Below are 16060 nucleotides of genomic sequence, written 5' to 3' on the forward strand. Positions count from 1 at the left end.
TGACGCTAGTTGTCCAATCAATGGCGGGATCTGATTAACAGACAAGTGACGCAATTAGAATAATTGACTGTTGTCCCTGATAACAACCACTAGTTGCACATCGGCAACACGCGATAACTCAATTTTGTGGCTCACTTTGCGGGTGGGCAACAGAGGCTTGGCTCTTCTTGGTCCAACTTGGCTGGGTCAAGCCTCATCGGTGAAATAACTTTGCCAGCCATTCAAAGTAGCTAGCCAGACTGACACCAAGCGCTGTTCCACCAATGCCGACGACACCCAGGGCGCCAATGCCCATGGCCTTCCACTTCTTCACGTCATCCGTTACCGTTTTGCTGTCTTTGACCTGTTCTGTGATCGTGGCGATATCGGTTTTGATATCACCAACTTCCGTAATAAGATCGTCCATGCGGCGATGCACTTGCGCGCGCTTTTCATCGGCCTCGCGGTTTTCAGCGCCGGCTCTGCGTTCGGAAGCATCGATGTCACGGCGAAGCCCATCGACTTGAGCTGACAGAGTGCCAATGGCTTTATATATGTCGTTGAGACTTGTTGGGGGCATCAGCTCTTCTTTCCTGCCACGTTGTCATAAAAGCCTGCACAGCGACCTACCCGGGCATTTGCTCTGTCGAGTGCCTGTCTCTCACGTTTCCAACCTGACAAGGCTTCGGTGCCGATGATAACCGGCGCATGAGGTTCCATGGTCCGGCAATCCTCCGGCCAAAGCGGCAGATTGCGATCCGCCTCGGCCTCGCCCCTCATTTGTGCGGCCTGATTCAACCGGTCATTGAGGGTCGAGCAGGAAGCGCCGGTCAGCGTCATCAACAAGACGGGAACGGCCAGCAGCCTTAAGCTTCGCTTCATAGTCAGCAATTTTCTGTTCATGCTGTTCGATCCTTAGTTCTTCGATTGCCCGCAGGTTCATGAGTTGGACTTGATAGGCGTCGATGACGATCTGATTGGCTTTGCGCTCACGCTCGATCTTTGCGGCTTTCGCCTCGGCCGCAATCTTCTCCGATTCCAACACGTAACCAGCTTGGGCTTCGGTCGCCGCTTTCGCCCGTTCTGTCGGAACCCGGCCGGTGATCAGCTCGCGAACGACCGGGATCTGATCGGCGAAAGGGATGTCGCGGAGAGCCGGCACACCTTCATAAAAGCCGAGCATGCCGATGAAGATGCAGAGCGGCAGACCGAGCGTGCGAACAAAGAACGCCAGCACGGTCATTACTTCAGCCCCTCAAGGCAAAGAGTACGTTCGCTGATCCGTCCAACTGTTCCGGTCACACGCCGGTTCATCAGGCCCTTGATGACCTTGCCCTTGACGTAGACCCATTTGCTCAGTTCGTTGCAGGCGCCGCGGACGTTCCCGGCCTTGACCTCGCGGATCAGGGTGGACTTGCAAGCCGCACCAGTGCCGACGTTAAATGCCCAATCGTTGATCGCGACATAGGTCTTGTCAGGGACAGTCAGTAACTCAGGCGCACAGGCAAGCATCCTGCTCTCATGCGCCAGTATTTCCTCAAGGAGCATCGTATCGCATTGCACGTCGGTGGCCTTGTCGCCTTTCTTGACGCCTTTGATGATCCCGTCGCAGATCGTCCAGACACCGCCAACGTCCTGATAAGCGACATAGCGCCGGCCCTCCCATGACGATGTGTAACCGATCGAGAAAGCCAGAAGCGCAGCGCCAGCGGCGCCAAGGTATCGGCTTTTGGTTTTAGCCATTGTCGAGATCCTTCTGTGCGATGACCCGGGCAACGAAGGCGGCAGCCACGGTCACGAATGAGAGGGCTGCGAATATGCCGGGAGGGATTGGGAGAACGCCGTCGAGCAACGGCAACATGACTTCAAGGCCGGACAAAAGACCGGCAAGCAGCATCAGGCGGCTGCTCCACGCCTTGCGCAGAACAGCCCGCCACCCGTCTATAAGACGCATGGGCATTTTCCTTTTGTGAATTTGGCAGTATGTTTGAAGGCGCTGATCTCTGCCGAGACAGCAGAGGCTTGGCTGAAGGCCGTTCTTCCAAGACGCAAGAGGCCAAGCCTCGCTTATGGGAACTATTTTCGAAGACCGTTGTCCTGGCCCCTTACCATTGTCAGGAGTTATGCATTAGACGGAGAGCGAGACCTCGCCATCTTTTTTGTGCGACCTAAGGAACACTTCTAGTTCGGCGCGGTTCTAGGCCGCGTCGGAGAGCGTCGAACTCTTCGGCACGAGGCTCGGCGTGTCACCGCCCGAAGAACCCCGCGTCGGGCCTCACTGCTTCACGAATTCTGGAACGAGTCGAGCCGATATTCGTTATATCTGTGCTGATTGTTTTCCGTCAGCAGGCTGGCCACGTCTGGGCAAGTAGGGTCCGCCGCAGGAGGCTTGGTCCGCTTCTCAATGGCGGGCCAAGCCTCTTTCATCGGATAGCACACTATCCGCGGGGGCGCGCTACTTTCACGTCGCCATAAGCGACTTACAGGAGCTATGCTGTTACCTGTATTTGCAGCTCACAGCCTGTTGCGCGCTTCACCGTTTCTCGTTAGAGGGCTGCTGCGTCGCGCCACAACTGGTCAATTTGTTCGGGCGTCATGCCACGCGCGGCGCCGAATGTTTCGGTAAGCTGGTGATCCCGGTCAAACTGCGTCGCACCAGACAAGAGCATTTCCGCGTCAAATTGCTGTGCTTCCGGTAGCGACTGAACGAAGGCTTCAAAAGCAACTGGAACTACACCGGCTTTGACCCAGTCCAGAGCCTCGACCTTGCTAATCAAACCCAATTTCGCAAGCTGTTGAGCAAACTGCCGATCGCTGATTGTTTGCGGGACGGGCTCCGGTGGCGTCGGCGGCGTGTGGATTACCACCTGACCATCAATGAATTTTCGCAATCCCTGATAGCTGAAAAGTTCATCCGCGTCCGCTTTCGTCATTTCGATTGCTTCGACCGGAATAGGTGTGTCGGGGTTTGGTTCTTCACCGATGATAGGCGCGACCGGTTCCGGATCTTCTTCCGTCGGCTCCGGTACAGGACCATAAACCGGTCGTGAGCGCTGTTTATCCGAACTATAAATGTGACTGTTCCAAGTTCCAGTCAAAAAACCTTCTTCATTGAAGGTCATATAAATTTTGTTTTCCATGTCAAACCCCCACTGCTACCCAATCGATACGATAGGCTCCACCGTCAGCCGCAACTACGCCCGTCGTTGAGTTTTTCAAAACCAATAGAAAACCACTTGCGCTTTTACCGGGTGTGTATCCGCCCAAAAAGAATAGGTCCGGAAGCCTGTTCACCGTTCATTGCAGAAAGCGACCAACTAGCCGACGTGGTATATGATTGTGCCAACGCAACGTTTATACCGCCGCCGCCACCAGCAGTCGTTCCGACGGTACTCCCCCATTGAACGAGCAAGCCGCCCGGTAATCTTACATAAAAACTTGATCCGACACTGCTTTGAACGAACCCCATGGTTACGGCCATGGCGTTGCCGGTCGTGTCGTCAAGAATGGTGCGTGCAAAAGACGACAATGTAGCAAGTGCAGCGCTACTCGCTCCGTTCAGATAAGGTAACCGGTCAGCGACCGGTGTTCCTGTAAGATTTGCAAGTGCAAGTGCAGCGGCTGTTATTACCCCGCCATCTTTGAGTGTCTTGCTATTTGCCCCATTCCACAAAGCAAGATTACCATCGGCATTGGTGGCCGGTCCACTAACGTCACCCGTGCCCTTTGCTGCAATAAGTCCCCAATAGGCGTTTGACGTTGTTGGCAACGCTGGAGGTGAATTGCCGATAGTGGATTGCAAGGCAATCCAGGTGGAATTGTTGAACAGAGCCATATCACCAGCGCGATATTGTGTCCCGGCTGCATAGTCACCTCTATAAGTGCCGGTTCCTTGAATCATCAATTGCCATTGGGCATTTGAAGTCGTGGGGAGTAGCGGAGGCGGATTGCCGGTAGTCGCCTGAAGTGCAATCCAGATAGAGCCCTGGTTAGTTACTACATCATCTTTGATGTACGCCGCCGCTGGGGCATAATTCCCGCGATAAATGAATGACGAACCGGCCTTGGCAAGAATTGTCCACCACACATTTGAAGTCGTTGGAAGCGTCGGCGGCGCATGGTTGAGGTTGGTATCCTGCAGGGAGATCCACGAGGACCCTTGGTAAAAAACAACCTTACCTATCTCGTACGTGGTGGCGGCTAACCAATCACCCTCTGACTGAAACGAACCATTAGCGCCGGTCAAATAGGCAGGATCGGACCAATCACCGGAAGTAGACGAAAGTTTAAAATAGATAGCGGAACGACCATCGCCAACGTCTGCAACAAGTACCGAGAAGCCTTTTGCTTCACCATCAAATGCAGCCCGCTCCGCAAGCGTTTCTACATTCTCGTCAGTCTGGACGCCCTGGATCAAATCGTTCTTGGGAATGAGTGTCAGGGCACCTGCGCCAGTAAAAATCGGAATGAGGTCGAGAGCCCCAACGAGAGCTGCAAAGGCGGTCAGGTTGCCATTAGCGAGCAATTCACGGATCTCGACATAAGCGCCGGCGAAACGCGATCCATCCGGTTGATAGCGGATGGCGTATGGCGATGCCGTCAGATTTCCACCGGTCCAAGCTTCTTTCAGGATGATTTCCGTGTTGGAAACCACTTCCTCAATGATGGCATCAAGGTTTTTGACCTTAAAGGTATCGCCCTTCTGGATCTTGGCCAAAACCCAAAACGTGTTGACACCGGAAAGCGTGTTTGTGCCGTTCGTGATCGAGACAGTTCCCGCCTCATGGTCAGGTTTGATAGCCATTACTTCTTCACTTCCTTAGTAGCGGGAGGCGTCTTGGCTTCCGCAGGCTTCAGTTTCGCCAGTTCCTTTTTGAGTTCTTCATTCTCCGCTGTCAGATCAGTGACCTTTTCGGTCTGCTGACGAAGGGCAGAACGCAGCACCAGAACGCGCTTTTCGTAGTACTGGTTGAGCGATACCGCCTCTTCCGCCATGTCGATCGGCTGAACCGGTTGTTGCTGAGGTGTCGGAAGCATGGGTTCTCCTTCCCGCTACGACGCGGGTTATTCCGAATTGAGTTGTCGAGAGATGCGTGGAGCGCCTTAGCGCTTCCACCAGACCATTTTTACAAAGCCGCTGGCGCTAACAGAGCCAGAGCCGAGCTCGTTCCAGACCTCGATGTAGTATGTGTTGGTTCCTTGCACGGGTGTATCGTCCAGAAAGAAGCCAGATCTCGCCTGCGCTTCTGTCCGCTGGCACGCCACCGACGCCAGTCGCGAGAGCCAAATATTGCTTGAGAACGACCCCATCCCGCCGCCAGCGAACGCGCGCATTCGCAAAGCCACCCCCATTTGCATGTGAAACGGCGGAGAAGCCGAATTCACAGAATACCGGATTGGGATTGGGATTCTGCGTTGCTACCGCCGCCACTACGGTCCAAGTTCCTTGCGTTCCTGTAGAACCGCCGCTGTAAGACTGCTTGTCGGTAACGCTATTGAACCCGAGATTGGACGTGCCAACAATCAGATTGCCGATGATGGCATTGCTGATATCGACGTTACCAAGCGTGGCGGATAGAGCGGATAGCGAAGTGACGCGAACATCATCGAGGTACAAAACACCGCCCGAGAAGATAAACGGCCTGCGCTTGTTTGCCCCGTTCACCATATAGATGCGATCGGCAAGAAACCCGATCTCACTGAGCCCGCCTGCCAGTGCACTCAAGATCATGGCGGCTTGCGACGTGGCCCCGCCTCCGGTTGCCGAGACGCTAAGCCCGATCGTTGCAAGTGCGCCGGCCGCCGTCGCCTCCACCGTTGTCCTGAAAAGGCCAGTTGCGGAGAATCTGCCAACCGTCGTCGTGAGGGATGTCACCGAGTTAGCAACAGCGGTCAATTCGCCGTCGATGTCAGTTACAACCACTGACAGGCTATCTATCGCATTGGCATTGGCGGTCAGGCCCGTTTCCGGATCTGTGATCGCCGCATTGATCTCCTCGATGCGAATTACCGCCGCCTCGTTGGCCTTGGCAATGACAAGGATCTCATTTGAATATTTCGCATTTGCACTGCCGACCTCAGCAAGCAGTTCCTTCTTGTCCCGCGTCGACTGTGCTCCGGAATCGGCGGCAATGAGATTGAGCCGATCGAGTTCATCGCGGGCGTAGTGCACACCCTCAGCAAGCCATTCCAGATGATTGCCAAGGCTGGCGAGAACAGAGTCGACCAGTCCGCCAGGATAGATATCATCTGCCCCGAGCCGAACATCTGGCGTGGTGACATCGATCAGCCCTGACCAGGTGAAGTTCTTGCCGATGTTGGAAACATAGATGCCGCGAACCTGATATTCGGTATTCGGTGCGAAGACGGCGACCAGCTTGGTTGAGTATTGCTGATCGAGCGGTGCCTCATATGGCAACTCGCCATCGAACCAGAGCGCAGATGTATCCTTGAGATAGACCTGCACGCGGATACGATCGACACCATCCTGATCACCGGCATAGAACACCTCGATCGTCGGCCGGCGCGGGCCGCTATCATCGTCCAGTGTGGCGGGAAGCGCCTGCCAACCGAACATCGGATGTGACGGATTGACGATCGGGCCAACGGGACCAACCGATACCGGAACCTGTTCATCCGTCGACCAGTCATAGTCAGACGGGTCGATTTCCTTGAGCACAACGAGCTGGTTCATCGACCGCTCGCCGATGATGCGAACGATCAGGAACTTCTTGTTCACATAGCCATTGCGGACCGAAGTCCATGAAACCACGTCGTTTGGCTCAAGCAGAAAGGCATCCGGCGGCAAATAGAACGAATGGATCCGGAAGCGCCGATCTTCCTCGAGCAACAGTTTCATCAACCGCTGCACCTGAACAGGAAATGGAACAGCCTCAAAGGTCACGCCGGATGCAAGGCGGCGATTACCATCGGCAGCCTCTAAGGCATTTGAATAGCGTGCCGGCGCATCCTTGGTTGCCCACTTCTCCAGCGGCTCCGGATAGGTCGCCTCGATGCCATTGTAGGTTTCGCTCAGGCCGGGAAACGGCGTGAAGCTCTGCCCCTTGGTGACGAGGATGTCATTGTCCGAAAACGAATAGACCGCTGCTCCTGGCGCACCAACGAGGATTTTGAAGACGCCGCCATTCTCGGCGATACGGCCATTGCAAGCCTTCTTCAGCTTTTCAATGACGGCGAGTGGCTCCATATCGCAGGAAATCTCGGTACCGCACCGAAACTGTTTTTCAGAACCGCCACCGGCGAGCGGAATGAGCCGATCGCATTCGTTGGCCGCAACCATCCAGTTCGACGCCGGCAGCCGGAACGCTGGCAGGTTTTGCCCGCCGTAGACCCATTCGCCATTGTAATAGATGCCGCGAATGATGTTGTAGATGATGACAACGGGATTGTCTGACGGCGCCCATGTGGCGGGATTGTCCCAACGCTGCGTACCGGATCCGCCAGCGGTCGAATCCTTGCGAACATCGTACCAGGCAGGAACAGGCGTTTCGGCAAGATAGGTCGGCTGGTTTGGGAACAATTCGGAGTTTAGGCGAGCCGTGGCGATGAAATAAGGGCAGCCGCGGCCGATCATCCCGGGCTCATACGGACGGTCAGGATCCGCGCCGAACTTGTTCAGCAGGAACGGATCGGCGACGGTCTGGGTGCCATCGTAATATTTGAACCACAAATAGTCCTTGCCGTTGACACGATACTCGGCAACGGGCCAACCCTGCTCGGTCGGTGCCTCGCCCCAAAGCACTGTGACTTTCTGATTATCGACCCAGAAGCCGGGCAGACCGGGAACGGGCAGATTGGCGACCTCAATGACGTCAGTCAGATAGGCATTCGGGGTTTTGCCATCCTTGCCCCATGCCCCGATGTATTTGCGCTTGCCGGCCGTCGCAGTTGTGCCGGCAATGAAAGACATCGGCTTGTCGTCGCCCATCTGAACGGTGAGCTTGACGCCTTGCGTCTGGGCTTGCTCTTGCTCGCCAAGCAGGGCCTGTGACAGCAGCGAGACGCCATATGCGATCACTGCGCCAATCAGGTACGAAACAACTGCCCCGGCCGTCGTGGCAGCAAATGCGGCGCCAAACAAAGCGATCGTGATCGGTTCCGCATGGGCAACCGAGAGCCCCGCCAGCACGAACCATGCGGCGGTCAGGAAAATACCAATGCTTTTCATGATCCGACCTTGAAGGCTCTCTTGGCTGCAAGCAAATCCATGGTCCCGACGCCTTCAGGGCGAAGCACGAACACGCGCTCACCGTTGACGACGCCAAGTGCAAACCCGAACGGGCTTTCCATCTCGTAGGCGACGATATCGCCGATGCTGGCTTCAGATGGATGGATTTCAGGCAGGAACGACGCCACGAGATCGGCAAGGTTGTCGAAGCCTTCGCGCTTCATCGCAGCAAGCGCGCCTTTGGCGGTCTTGTAGCGACCTTGGTACTTGACGGTCAGATCCTCGCCAGTGATGGCATAGTCCATGCGACCAGCGAGGCCAGGCCCGCAATCATGTTGCGTCGACCAATCGAACGGTACGAACTTGATCTCATCGATCGCAGCTTCAAAGCGGGAACGCCAGTTCGGCAGGCGGACAAGCTCGATCATGCCTTCTGCCCCCACGGAACGCTCCACGAGCTGATTGTGCTCGAATATTTGCCCCATTCGTCACCACTCCGGCGCTTCTGGCCCTCGTAAGAGCTTTTGCTCGGATTGGTGCGGGTCAACATGCCTATCGCATCCGAATTCAATTCGAGCTCGATCGAGCCTTCATCACCGACGGCAGGCGTATCGATCGGATTGCCGTTAACCTCGCCCATGAACACGATTTCGGGATTGGCCGATGCAAGTTTGGTGAGAGGGTCGAGCGTGACCTCGTAGATATCCGCCTTGGCAAGCCTCAGATCGTATTCACGGGCAATCTCCTGCACCGCTATTGCGATTTGGGAAAGGTCTACCGTGACGGTCTGGATCGTCAGATCAGAGACGCGCGGAATCGGGCTGATGTCGAGGTTGACGCCGCCAATGAATTCACGATTGACGATGATGCCGGTATCGCGATCGGGAACGCCGAGCGTGATAGTGTCGTCACCGGTCCAAAAGCCGCGAAGGAAAGGCAGGCCAGTTGAGCGTTCGGTCGCTTCGACCAACAGCAATTGACGAGGAACCAAGCCTCTATCGCGAGCGGCCGCCAAGTTGGCAGCCATTTCCGCACTGATATTCTTCATGGCTTATCGTTTCTCGATCACTTTGAAACCGGCGCCGCTCGTTAGGAGTCCTGCCCCGGATCCCGGATTTGACGTACCTGGAGAAATGAAAACCTTGCAGGCAGGCTTTGCGAGCGTGACGAAATCATTTGCTGCAACACCGGTCGGCGCATTCGGGAACACTTCAAACATGCCGGTCACACCTGAAACATTGGTCGTGACCACATCGTCGGAAACTTCAAGGAAGGCGTTCCGAACCGGTGACGTCGCATAGGCGATCTGCATCTTGTCAGCGAGGGTAAGGACGTAACCGGCCGGCAATCCCTTGAGGCTAATCGTACGCCCGCCGGTACCGACGCTGTTGATCCGAACAGCGGCAGCCCCAAGGATGGAACCGTCAGGATCCGCCTGCGGGTACTTCGACAATGGATCGTAGAGGAAGAACAGCTCTTGCGCGCCATGTAGCTTGCGAACACGCGCCGCTATCTGCTTGAGATCATTGCTGTCACCGATGTTGAGTTTGACGTCGGCTGTCCACAATGGCGGTGCAAGTTCGGCCTGCCACACCCGGCCGTCACCGGTACCGGACAATTCGTCATTGCGCTGAATGTCCCAGGTAACGGACTCGATATCGAGCCGGTCGGCGAGCATTGAAAAAGCGTAGGGATAGGTGATGGCCATTTCCCTACCTCTTCCGTGGGTTCATCTTGATTTCGTTCAGACGATCGGGAAGTTCCCGCTTGCTGAATGTCTTCACTCGCATATCAGCCTGTTGTGCGCCCGCCTCGGATCCCGCCTGGCGCGCGATGACAGCGAGCTTGCCGTCGTCATCAACCGAGACACGGATATCGAGAGGCATTGGCGCATTGGCATTGGCGCCACCGCTTGAAGCGACACCGAGGCGACCAGAACTGTCACGCTTGAGCGGCATGATTGCTTCCGGGCCCGCCTCGCCCATCAACCCGGTACCTTTGGCAAAGCGGAACTTTGTCGGACTGGACACGATCGAGTTGGTGAATGTGCCACCTTGGGCGAACCGCTGGACACCGTCGGCGAATGCCCCGCCGTTTGCCATGCGCAAGCCAGCCCACGGATCAGACCCTCCGGAAGAACTCCCGCCGAAGATCCTGCTGAAGAAGCCGAGAATACCACCGCCGAGACCGGGGGAACTTCCGCTGGCTTTGTTGACGCTGAACAGAGCGTTAACGAGATCATCCTGCAGCTTGTCCACGATCTTATCGATGACATTCATCGCCGCATTGCCGAAGGACTTGAAGAACCCCTCACCGTTCTGGAGACCGGACCGGAGATCCGACAGAAAGCCGCCGGTTGCATCCTTGGCGAAGTCGAGGGCTTCCTTTGCCTTTTTAGTCGCGGCCTCAATCGAAGCCATCTCGCCTGCAAGGCCTGACAGTTCCGTCTTTTGCGCAGCGGTCAGGGTGATACCCTTCTGCTGTGCCTGATTGAGCAGGTCTGTCTCGTATCGCAGCTTTGCCGCGGCTTCCTCGGTGAGGCCAATGGCAGCCTGTTCCGCCTTCAGCGAGGCGATACGGCGTTCCGCGCCCTTGACGATGTCGTCATACTTCTCGGCTTCGGTCTTGCCGCCCTTCTTTTTCTTCGACTTGTCATCGACAGACAACAGATCCTTTGCCATCTCCTTGAGCTTGGCAGATGCGGCAGAGGCACCCTTGGCAATGGCAGAGCCAAAGTTTCCGACATAATCGGTGCCCTGGGCAGACTTGATCGCATCAGCGATACCGGCATCAACGCTATTTGCAGCGCCGGCATAAGGATTGTCGACGCCTCCGAATGATACCTGGCCAATATCGGTGAAGGTTCCGATATCGACGCCGAGTTTCGATGCCAGTCCGCCAATGCTGTTGTAGAGCCCACCGATATAGGTGTTCATTAGCTTAACGACGGAATTGATCATCGATTCAACGCCTTTGATCGTGGCGTTGACAGTCTGATAAACGATATCGCCGATCGCTGCTGGCAACTGCTTCCAAGTCGCCTTGATGCCCTGATAGGCACCGACGAAGGTTGCGATGAGCGCGTTTGTCCCGTCTTTGGCCGACTTGACGATATCGAAGCCGAAGATCTTGGTCAGTTCATCACGGAAGACGTTCGCAGCAGCAACAGCAGCGGTAATGCCGAGAATGAAGGCAAGGCCGGGATTGGCTGCGATCACGGCCGCCGCAGCAATGGTCGCAGCAACAGCCATGCGCCCGAGCAGGGCAATGACCTGAACAATACCGCCGATGATGGCAGGGGCGTAGAGCAACGCAAGAGCCGCGGCAGCACCGATCGCATAAGGCGCTATCACCTGAAGGCTATCGGCCACCCCAATTAGAGCGGCGGCGCCGAGCTTTGCCCAATTGACAAGCTGTAAACCGGCCGCGACCGCGGCAACCAAACCGATTGTAACCAAGCTCACCGGCGAAATGATCGACAGGAAAGCCGAACCGAGGCTCTTTACGGCGCCGGCAGCGCCCATCGGACCAAGAACGGCGCCGATCTGCGTACCCTGTTGGAGCGCGATCTGCAGCGGGTTCATCGACATGGCCGCCGAAACGCCAATGTCCTGAAACTGTGCTGCCAGATTGGCAACATTGGAGTTGGCCGCGCCGAGGCTTCGAACGTTGGTGTTAGCGGCGGCAGCATGGGCTCGCAATGCGCCGGAGGCACGTGTCGCAGCAGCAGCTTCTGCATTCAACGCCGTGGCGTGGGCATTGGCAGCTTGTGAAGCCATGGCGCCAGCCTTGCTCGAAACCGGACCTATGGCCTCTGTTGCGGCTTCTGCACGTTTGGCAGCCCCGGTCAGGCGGTCGAGAGCCTTTGCAGACTGATCGACGCCAGTATGTTTGGCCTCAATCCCGAGTTGTGCAATGTCTGGCATGCCCTATCCCTTGTCGCGCTTGACGACGCGCCTGTTGGTTGCTGCGCCCCGGATCCGGAGCTTGGCTTCTGCGACATCTGCCGGTGTGGCTTGAGTTTCGGCCGGTTCCGACATCCCGGTCTTGTTGATCACTGCCAGGACTGCTTGATCGATGCGCCGGATCACCGAAAGCTCCCACGGATCAATGATGGCTCCGGTCATCCGGCAGAAGGCCTCGATCTCAAGAAAACTGATCGGATTGGCGCTGAAACCCATCTGCCGGGTGTTGTGGAGTTTGACGAACCAATCCCAGATATAGTCGGTGTAGTCCGGAGCTTCCGGCACGGGATCATTCTTTCGGCGCGGTGTGAAATGCGCCCTCGCGAAGTCGATCAGCTCTTCAGCGAGGGCCTCACGAAATGCGCGTCTTCATCCGCGGCCTTGTCAATCTGCTCGCCGATAAAGAAATAGTCCGGGTTGGAAATGACCTTCAGCACACTGTCAGGCGTGCATTCAACCGGCTTTCCATCCTGGGTGAGGTTCCATGAAATCACCGATGCTGCGACGATCTCATTGGTTTTCTCTTCGATCTCCTCGATCGTGCCGATCTTCTTCGGATTTTTCTTTCCCTCTCGAATGGCAGCATTGGCGAGGCGGCGCTGTACCCGCTTCACCCGCTCGGAGCGATACGACGCAACCTTGATCACCAGGCCGGTCTTTTCACCGGTTACGGGATGCAGGATGTCGAGCTCATAGCCCCCTTCAAGCTTGGCGGCAGTACCGTCGAATTGCGATAGTTCAAATGTCATCGAAAACTCCATGAAACGGAAGAAAACAATCGGCCTGCTGGATCACGGGGCAAGCGCGGTGTCGACGGTAAGGATCCTGGTTGAGATACCGATGCTGAACGTGCGGCGAAGCACGTTGTCGCCGGTCCCGACGTTCTTTCGGGCCGACATGACGAGACCGCGGAAGTAGTCCACGCTGTTTTCGTAGAGCGCGCTTGGCGCGTCTTCGTACTCGACCTTGAAATTGTATTGAAACTTGGTCTTTTCCGCTGCGCGAACGGCGAGCTGGCCTGCGTCGAGGGGATCGTCGCCTACGACAAGGGCAATGGTGCCGGCATCGCGGGCGCCCTTGAGATGGCGCACGCGGCCATCGCCAAGGGACTGGAAGGTCACATCGGCAGATTCATCGCCGAATTCGCCGCCGTCTTCCACCTCCTTGATTTCAACCCATGTGAGGGCTTCGAATGCAGCGATGGCACCGGCATCCGTGGTGTAGTCGATGGTGGTTGGGCCGCCGATAAAGTATTTCGCGCCAGTGGCTGTTGTAATCGCCATGGGGTTCCCTTTCCATAAACCCCGTTTAGACGGGGCGGGTTAGACCGGATCGTCCGGATTTCAGTTGAAGCTTCGCCAGAGGATCGTCACCGGCACATTGATCTTGTCGGGTTCAATGATGGGACCACCTACGCTGGGCTTGGCGTAGATCTTCAGTTTCACTCCCGAACCGTAGAGAATGGTGCCCTTGGCGAAGTGAGCGGTGACAAGCCCACCTGTATTGGTGGCTTTAATGACACCTTGCCCCACTGGATGGATCGCCATGACCTGCAAAATACCCTGGTGGCGCGCGCTCGCATCATTGGCCAAGCCGATATTGTCAGTCCGGTTCGGGATAAAATCCACCCGGAGATAGGGACCGGCTGGAGCCGTAAAAGCCAATCCTGGATAGGCTACCGGCAACACGGGATCGAGTACCAGTGCGGCCAGTCTTGCGAACAGCAGCTCTGCAATTGTGGCTTCTACAGTCGCAGCCATCGTGATACTCATTTCGGAAATGGTCGATAAACTGACAGACGATGAAGTTTATGAACGGTTGCACGCCGCCCTTCTCGCCATCGGCAAGGCGGAGGGTCAGACCATTCGCGGCGATACAAGCTTGAAGGCTGCCCGCAAAGCGTTGGCGCTGCTGCAGATGGGCTTGCTAAAATCGATGGACGATGACAGCGACAGGAACGTTGCGGTCAAAGACCCAAACGAGATTTGAGTTCCCTCGCCTTCGCCTCAACAATCGCATCCCATCGTTGAGCAGCTGACCGGACAAACGCATCCGGTGTCTGACCATTGGATCCATACTCGCGATGCCCGGCGTATGCAGCGGTGTATCCGAAAAACAGCGTGTCATTGATGTCAGAGCCAAGAATTACGGCTTCGATCTGCCCTTCATCGTAGGCGTATGATCTCTCGTCGACCGGTTTATTGTTAGGGTTGATCGAGGGCATGGATGCCGTCGAGGCCATCAGAGATGAACGCAGAAACCCCGTATCGATCCGCATCCGCCCGCCAGCTGCGACAGGCGTTTGCATTTCGGAAACAATCTCTTGCACGCTTTCCTTGAACACCGCTTCAACAGCGCCGGGTATCTTCTCGGCAAACGCTGCGACCTGCGCACTGAAGGATAGTTTACCCATCATGCTCGTTCATAGCGTCGAACTATCGATGCGAAGTAATCGACCTTGTATTCGAGGTGGCAGCGGCAGCCCACAATCTCGCTCGTTGGCGCGCGTGGATCGCCGGGATAGCGCAGGCGTGCTCCAGACGGGCTGATGAAGCTCTCATCCATACCAATGGGCTCAGCGCTCGAAAGCGTGGCATGCGTATGCCGGACACGATTATCACCAGCCGACCGCCACTTCTTCTTGATGTCATGTTCAGCGACCTTGCCCGCATTTATCTGCTGTCGCATGGCGTTGTCGCGTGCAGTGCCAAGCGCCATCATAGTTTCGGTACGCGCAAGCATTTCCCCACGAAGCTGCACCATGCGGTCTGAATACCGGCCGAGGATACGCGTAACGACCTCGGATGGCAGTGGCTTCCCTTCGCGAATAGCGTTCATGACGGTGCGGTCAAATCGTTTGTCACGACGCTGACGGGTGAGGTAGTGCTTTAGGAGCGCGCTATCGCCTGAAACGAGTTCCGCCCGCGCCAATGACACAAGACGCTCCTGCTGGTTCGTGAGGCCGATAATCCCGCCTTCCCTTCGTCCGGTGACACGGTTAATCCGACCGACAACGTCGAGCGCCGTCGAATGCGGATTGCGACCAGCCGCAAGTCCTTCTTCAAGCGCTTGGCGAATGGCCCGCTTCTGGTCATCGGTGATACGGGTTACCAATTGCGCTGAATGATCGCGCAACCATGCCTCGCCCTCCGGGTGTCGTACGCCAAAGCGGAAGATGACCCGATTGCCGTCCGGGTCCTTCAACCGTGGCAGGTTCTCGACCAGACTGATCCCGCCGGCGTTGTAGGCTTCTGCCAGCGCCAGCTCCAGGGCCGAAAATGCTTCCCGCTCAACCTGGATAGCATCGATCGCTCCATTGATATCGCCTCGTTCCAGACGCTCGACCACGACACGAAGCGTGACCGCTGACTTGATGGCGTCAATGCTGTGAAAGAAGGCTTCGGCAAGGACTGCATCGTACTTGTCGACCAACTGATCGAAGATGCTGCGGTTGCTAGCCATCATTCAAACTTCACGCGGGCTGGTAGGCGCTTGAGCATTTTAAAGCCTCTCCATCGACAGCACTATGACTTGCTTGCTAGTCATTGGACGTATGACGCTGGGGACGATTCATGCCAATTGATATGTCATCGCAAAAAACGTTTGGCTGGCTGGTAGCCGCCCTGTGCTTGGGCCGCGCATTGTTCGAAGCAGTTTCTGGCACTGTCTTAGGGCTTGTGATCGTCTATCCGCTATCAACCGTCCTATTCGCGTATTTTCTTAAGTGGCTGATGCCATTCTTTCTCGCGGTTCATCGTGTTCCAGTCCAGCGGGATCTCGCGGTCAACTGGATTTTGCTCATCAGTGTTCCCGTAATAGTCGGATTTGCTCTGTTGAAGGCGCTGCTTGGGTAAGCCCTTATCGACTCCCTTATCGCGTCCTAGGACGTCTTGGATACGATGTACTGAATAATCGCAGCTCTCTGCAG

At 56.2% G+C, this 16060-nt stretch carries 20 protein-coding genes; 2 read left to right on the forward strand and 18 right to left on the reverse strand.

Translation table 11 applies throughout. From position 1 onward, the window contains the following. Window positions 1-193 precede the first annotated feature (193 nt). From N8E89_RS00445 to N8E89_RS00525, 16 genes are all read right to left on the reverse strand, one after another. A complete protein-coding gene (locus N8E89_RS00445) occupies window positions 194-559 on the reverse strand; it encodes a DUF1515 family protein (RefSeq protein ID WP_262260764.1) in 366 nt (121 codons plus the stop codon). Window positions 560-781: 222 nt separating this feature from the next. Then, complete coding sequence (locus tag N8E89_RS00455; protein WP_262260768.1) at window positions 782-1222, reverse strand: hypothetical protein; 441 nt, start codon at window positions 1220-1222, stop codon at window positions 782-784. Next, entirely contained in the window at window positions 1222-1722 is a 501-nt protein-coding gene (locus N8E89_RS00460) for a lysozyme (RefSeq protein ID WP_262260770.1), read from the reverse strand. Before N8E89_RS00460 ends, N8E89_RS00455 begins: the two co-directional genes overlap by 1 nt. Further along, window positions 1715-1933 carry a DUF7940 domain-containing protein gene (locus N8E89_RS00465; RefSeq protein WP_262260772.1) on the reverse strand — a complete coding sequence of 73 codons (219 nt, stop codon included), beginning with the start codon at window positions 1931-1933 and terminating at the stop codon, window positions 1715-1717. The genes N8E89_RS00460 and N8E89_RS00465 overlap by 8 nt, the downstream gene beginning before the upstream one ends. A 592-nt stretch (window positions 1934-2525) precedes the next feature. Next, the gene (locus N8E89_RS00470) at window positions 2526-3119 is read right to left on the reverse strand and encodes a hypothetical protein (protein WP_262260774.1); all 594 of its coding nucleotides are present in this window, start codon (window positions 3117-3119) and stop codon (window positions 2526-2528) included. Window positions 3120-3223: 104 nt separating this feature from the next. Continuing rightward, window positions 3224-4783 (reverse strand): hypothetical protein, encoded by a 1560-nt coding sequence (locus N8E89_RS00475; RefSeq protein ID WP_262260776.1) that lies wholly within the window; start codon window positions 4781-4783, stop codon window positions 3224-3226. Next, window positions 4783-5016, reverse strand: a complete 234-nt coding sequence (locus N8E89_RS00480; RefSeq protein ID WP_262260778.1) for a hypothetical protein — start codon at window positions 5014-5016, stop codon at window positions 4783-4785. The genes N8E89_RS00475 and N8E89_RS00480 overlap by 1 nt, the downstream gene beginning before the upstream one ends. Before the next feature lie 106 nt (window positions 5017-5122). Then, the gene (locus N8E89_RS00485) at window positions 5123-8167 is read right to left on the reverse strand and encodes a phage tail protein (protein ID WP_262260779.1); all 3045 of its coding nucleotides are present in this window, start codon (window positions 8165-8167) and stop codon (window positions 5123-5125) included. Further along, window positions 8164-8595 (reverse strand): DUF6950 family protein, encoded by a 432-nt coding sequence (locus N8E89_RS00490; protein ID WP_262260781.1) that lies wholly within the window; start codon window positions 8593-8595, stop codon window positions 8164-8166. Before N8E89_RS00490 ends, N8E89_RS00485 begins: the two co-directional genes overlap by 4 nt. Then, window positions 8592-9215: a hypothetical protein gene (locus N8E89_RS00495; RefSeq protein ID WP_262260783.1), complete on the reverse strand. Its 624-nt coding sequence runs from the start codon at window positions 9213-9215 to the stop codon at window positions 8592-8594. Before N8E89_RS00495 ends, N8E89_RS00490 begins: the two co-directional genes overlap by 4 nt. 3 nt (window positions 9216-9218) lie before the next feature. Then, window positions 9219-9875 carry a hypothetical protein gene (locus N8E89_RS00500; protein WP_262260785.1) on the reverse strand — a complete coding sequence of 219 codons (657 nt, stop codon included), beginning with the start codon at window positions 9873-9875 and terminating at the stop codon, window positions 9219-9221. A gap of 4 nt (window positions 9876-9879) precedes the next feature. Next, window positions 9880-12093, reverse strand: coding sequence for a phage tail length tape measure family protein (locus N8E89_RS00505; protein ID WP_262260787.1), 2214 nt, complete (start codon window positions 12091-12093; stop codon window positions 9880-9882). Between the two features lie 3 nt (window positions 12094-12096). Further along, window positions 12097-12417, reverse strand: coding sequence for a phage tail assembly chaperone (locus N8E89_RS00510; protein ID WP_262260789.1), 321 nt, complete (start codon window positions 12415-12417; stop codon window positions 12097-12099). A 47-nt stretch (window positions 12418-12464) separates the two neighbouring features. Continuing rightward, window positions 12465-12881, reverse strand: coding sequence for a hypothetical protein (locus N8E89_RS00515; RefSeq protein WP_262260791.1), 417 nt, complete (start codon window positions 12879-12881; stop codon window positions 12465-12467). A 42-nt stretch (window positions 12882-12923) separates the two neighbouring features. Continuing rightward, complete coding sequence (locus tag N8E89_RS00520) at window positions 12924-13415, reverse strand: phage tail tube protein (RefSeq protein WP_262260792.1); 492 nt, start codon at window positions 13413-13415, stop codon at window positions 12924-12926. 60 nt (window positions 13416-13475) lie between these two features. Next, window positions 13476-13892 carry a phage tail terminator-like protein gene (locus N8E89_RS00525; RefSeq protein ID WP_262260794.1) on the reverse strand — a complete coding sequence of 139 codons (417 nt, stop codon included), beginning with the start codon at window positions 13890-13892 and terminating at the stop codon, window positions 13476-13478. A 1-nt stretch (window position 13893) separates the two neighbouring features. Here N8E89_RS00525 and N8E89_RS00530 point away from each other — a divergent pair, with 1 nt between their 5' ends. Next, window positions 13894-14121: a hypothetical protein gene (locus N8E89_RS00530; protein ID WP_262260795.1), complete on the forward strand. Its 228-nt coding sequence runs from the start codon at window positions 13894-13896 to the stop codon at window positions 14119-14121. Here the strand turns inward: N8E89_RS00530 and N8E89_RS00535 are convergent. Together N8E89_RS00535 and N8E89_RS00540 are read right to left on the reverse strand one after the other, a co-directional pair. Then, window positions 14099-14545, reverse strand: a complete 447-nt coding sequence (locus tag N8E89_RS00535; RefSeq protein ID WP_262261981.1) for an HK97 gp10 family phage protein — start codon at window positions 14543-14545, stop codon at window positions 14099-14101. The two genes, N8E89_RS00530 and N8E89_RS00535, sit on opposite strands and share 23 nt — an antisense overlap. Beyond that, window positions 14545-15597: a phage minor head protein gene (locus N8E89_RS00540; RefSeq protein WP_262260797.1), complete on the reverse strand. Its 1053-nt coding sequence runs from the start codon at window positions 15595-15597 to the stop codon at window positions 14545-14547. The genes N8E89_RS00535 and N8E89_RS00540 overlap by 1 nt, the downstream gene beginning before the upstream one ends. Before the next feature lie 107 nt (window positions 15598-15704). On the opposite strand from N8E89_RS00540, the gene N8E89_RS00545 reads away from it, so the two are divergent. Next, the gene (locus N8E89_RS00545) at window positions 15705-15986 is read left to right on the forward strand and encodes a hypothetical protein (protein ID WP_262260799.1); all 282 of its coding nucleotides are present in this window, start codon (window positions 15705-15707) and stop codon (window positions 15984-15986) included. Window positions 15987-16060: the final 74 nt, after the last annotated feature.

The organism is Phyllobacterium sp. A18/5-2 (assembly GCF_025452215.1).
GTDB classification, from domain to species: Bacteria; Pseudomonadota; Alphaproteobacteria; order Rhizobiales; family Rhizobiaceae; genus Phyllobacterium; species Phyllobacterium sophorae.

Coding starts and splice junctions, on each gene's coding strand:
- N8E89_RS00445 (WP_262260764.1), bottom strand. CDS start 559: ATGCCCCCAACAAGTCTCAACGACATATATAAAGCCATTGGCACTCTG.
- N8E89_RS00455 (WP_262260768.1), bottom strand. CDS start 1,222: ATGACCGTGCTGGCGTTCTTTGTTCGCACGCTCGGTCTGCCGCTCTGC.
- N8E89_RS00460 (WP_262260770.1), bottom strand. CDS start 1,722: ATGGCTAAAACCAAAAGCCGATACCTTGGCGCCGCTGGCGCTGCGCTT.
- N8E89_RS00465 (WP_262260772.1), bottom strand. CDS start 1,933: ATGCGTCTTATAGACGGGTGGCGGGCTGTTCTGCGCAAGGCGTGGAGC.
- N8E89_RS00470 (WP_262260774.1), bottom strand. CDS start 3,119: ATGGAAAACAAAATTTATATGACCTTCAATGAAGAAGGTTTTTTGACT.
- N8E89_RS00475 (WP_262260776.1), bottom strand. CDS start 4,783: ATGGCTATCAAACCTGACCATGAGGCGGGAACTGTCTCGATCACGAAC.
- N8E89_RS00480 (WP_262260778.1), bottom strand. CDS start 5,016: ATGCTTCCGACACCTCAGCAACAACCGGTTCAGCCGATCGACATGGCG.
- N8E89_RS00485 (WP_262260779.1), bottom strand. CDS start 8,167: ATGAAAAGCATTGGTATTTTCCTGACCGCCGCATGGTTCGTGCTGGCG.
- N8E89_RS00490 (WP_262260781.1), bottom strand. CDS start 8,595: ATGATCGAGCTTGTCCGCCTGCCGAACTGGCGTTCCCGCTTTGAAGCT.
- N8E89_RS00495 (WP_262260783.1), bottom strand. CDS start 9,215: ATGAAGAATATCAGTGCGGAAATGGCTGCCAACTTGGCGGCCGCTCGC.
- N8E89_RS00500 (WP_262260785.1), bottom strand. CDS start 9,875: ATGGCCATCACCTATCCCTACGCTTTTTCAATGCTCGCCGACCGGCTC.
- N8E89_RS00505 (WP_262260787.1), bottom strand. CDS start 12,093: ATGCCAGACATTGCACAACTCGGGATTGAGGCCAAACATACTGGCGTC.
- N8E89_RS00515 (WP_262260791.1), bottom strand. CDS start 12,881: ATGACATTTGAACTATCGCAATTCGACGGTACTGCCGCCAAGCTTGAA.
- N8E89_RS00520 (WP_262260792.1), bottom strand. CDS start 13,415: ATGGCGATTACAACAGCCACTGGCGCGAAATACTTTATCGGCGGCCCA.
- N8E89_RS00525 (WP_262260794.1), bottom strand. CDS start 13,892: ATGGCTGCGACTGTAGAAGCCACAATTGCAGAGCTGCTGTTCGCAAGA.
- N8E89_RS00535 (WP_262261981.1), bottom strand. CDS start 14,545: ATGGGTAAACTATCCTTCAGTGCGCAGGTCGCAGCGTTTGCCGAGAAG.
- N8E89_RS00540 (WP_262260797.1), bottom strand. CDS start 15,597: ATGATGGCTAGCAACCGCAGCATCTTCGATCAGTTGGTCGACAAGTAC.
- N8E89_RS00545 (WP_262260799.1), top strand. CDS start 15,705: ATGCCAATTGATATGTCATCGCAAAAAACGTTTGGCTGGCTGGTAGCC.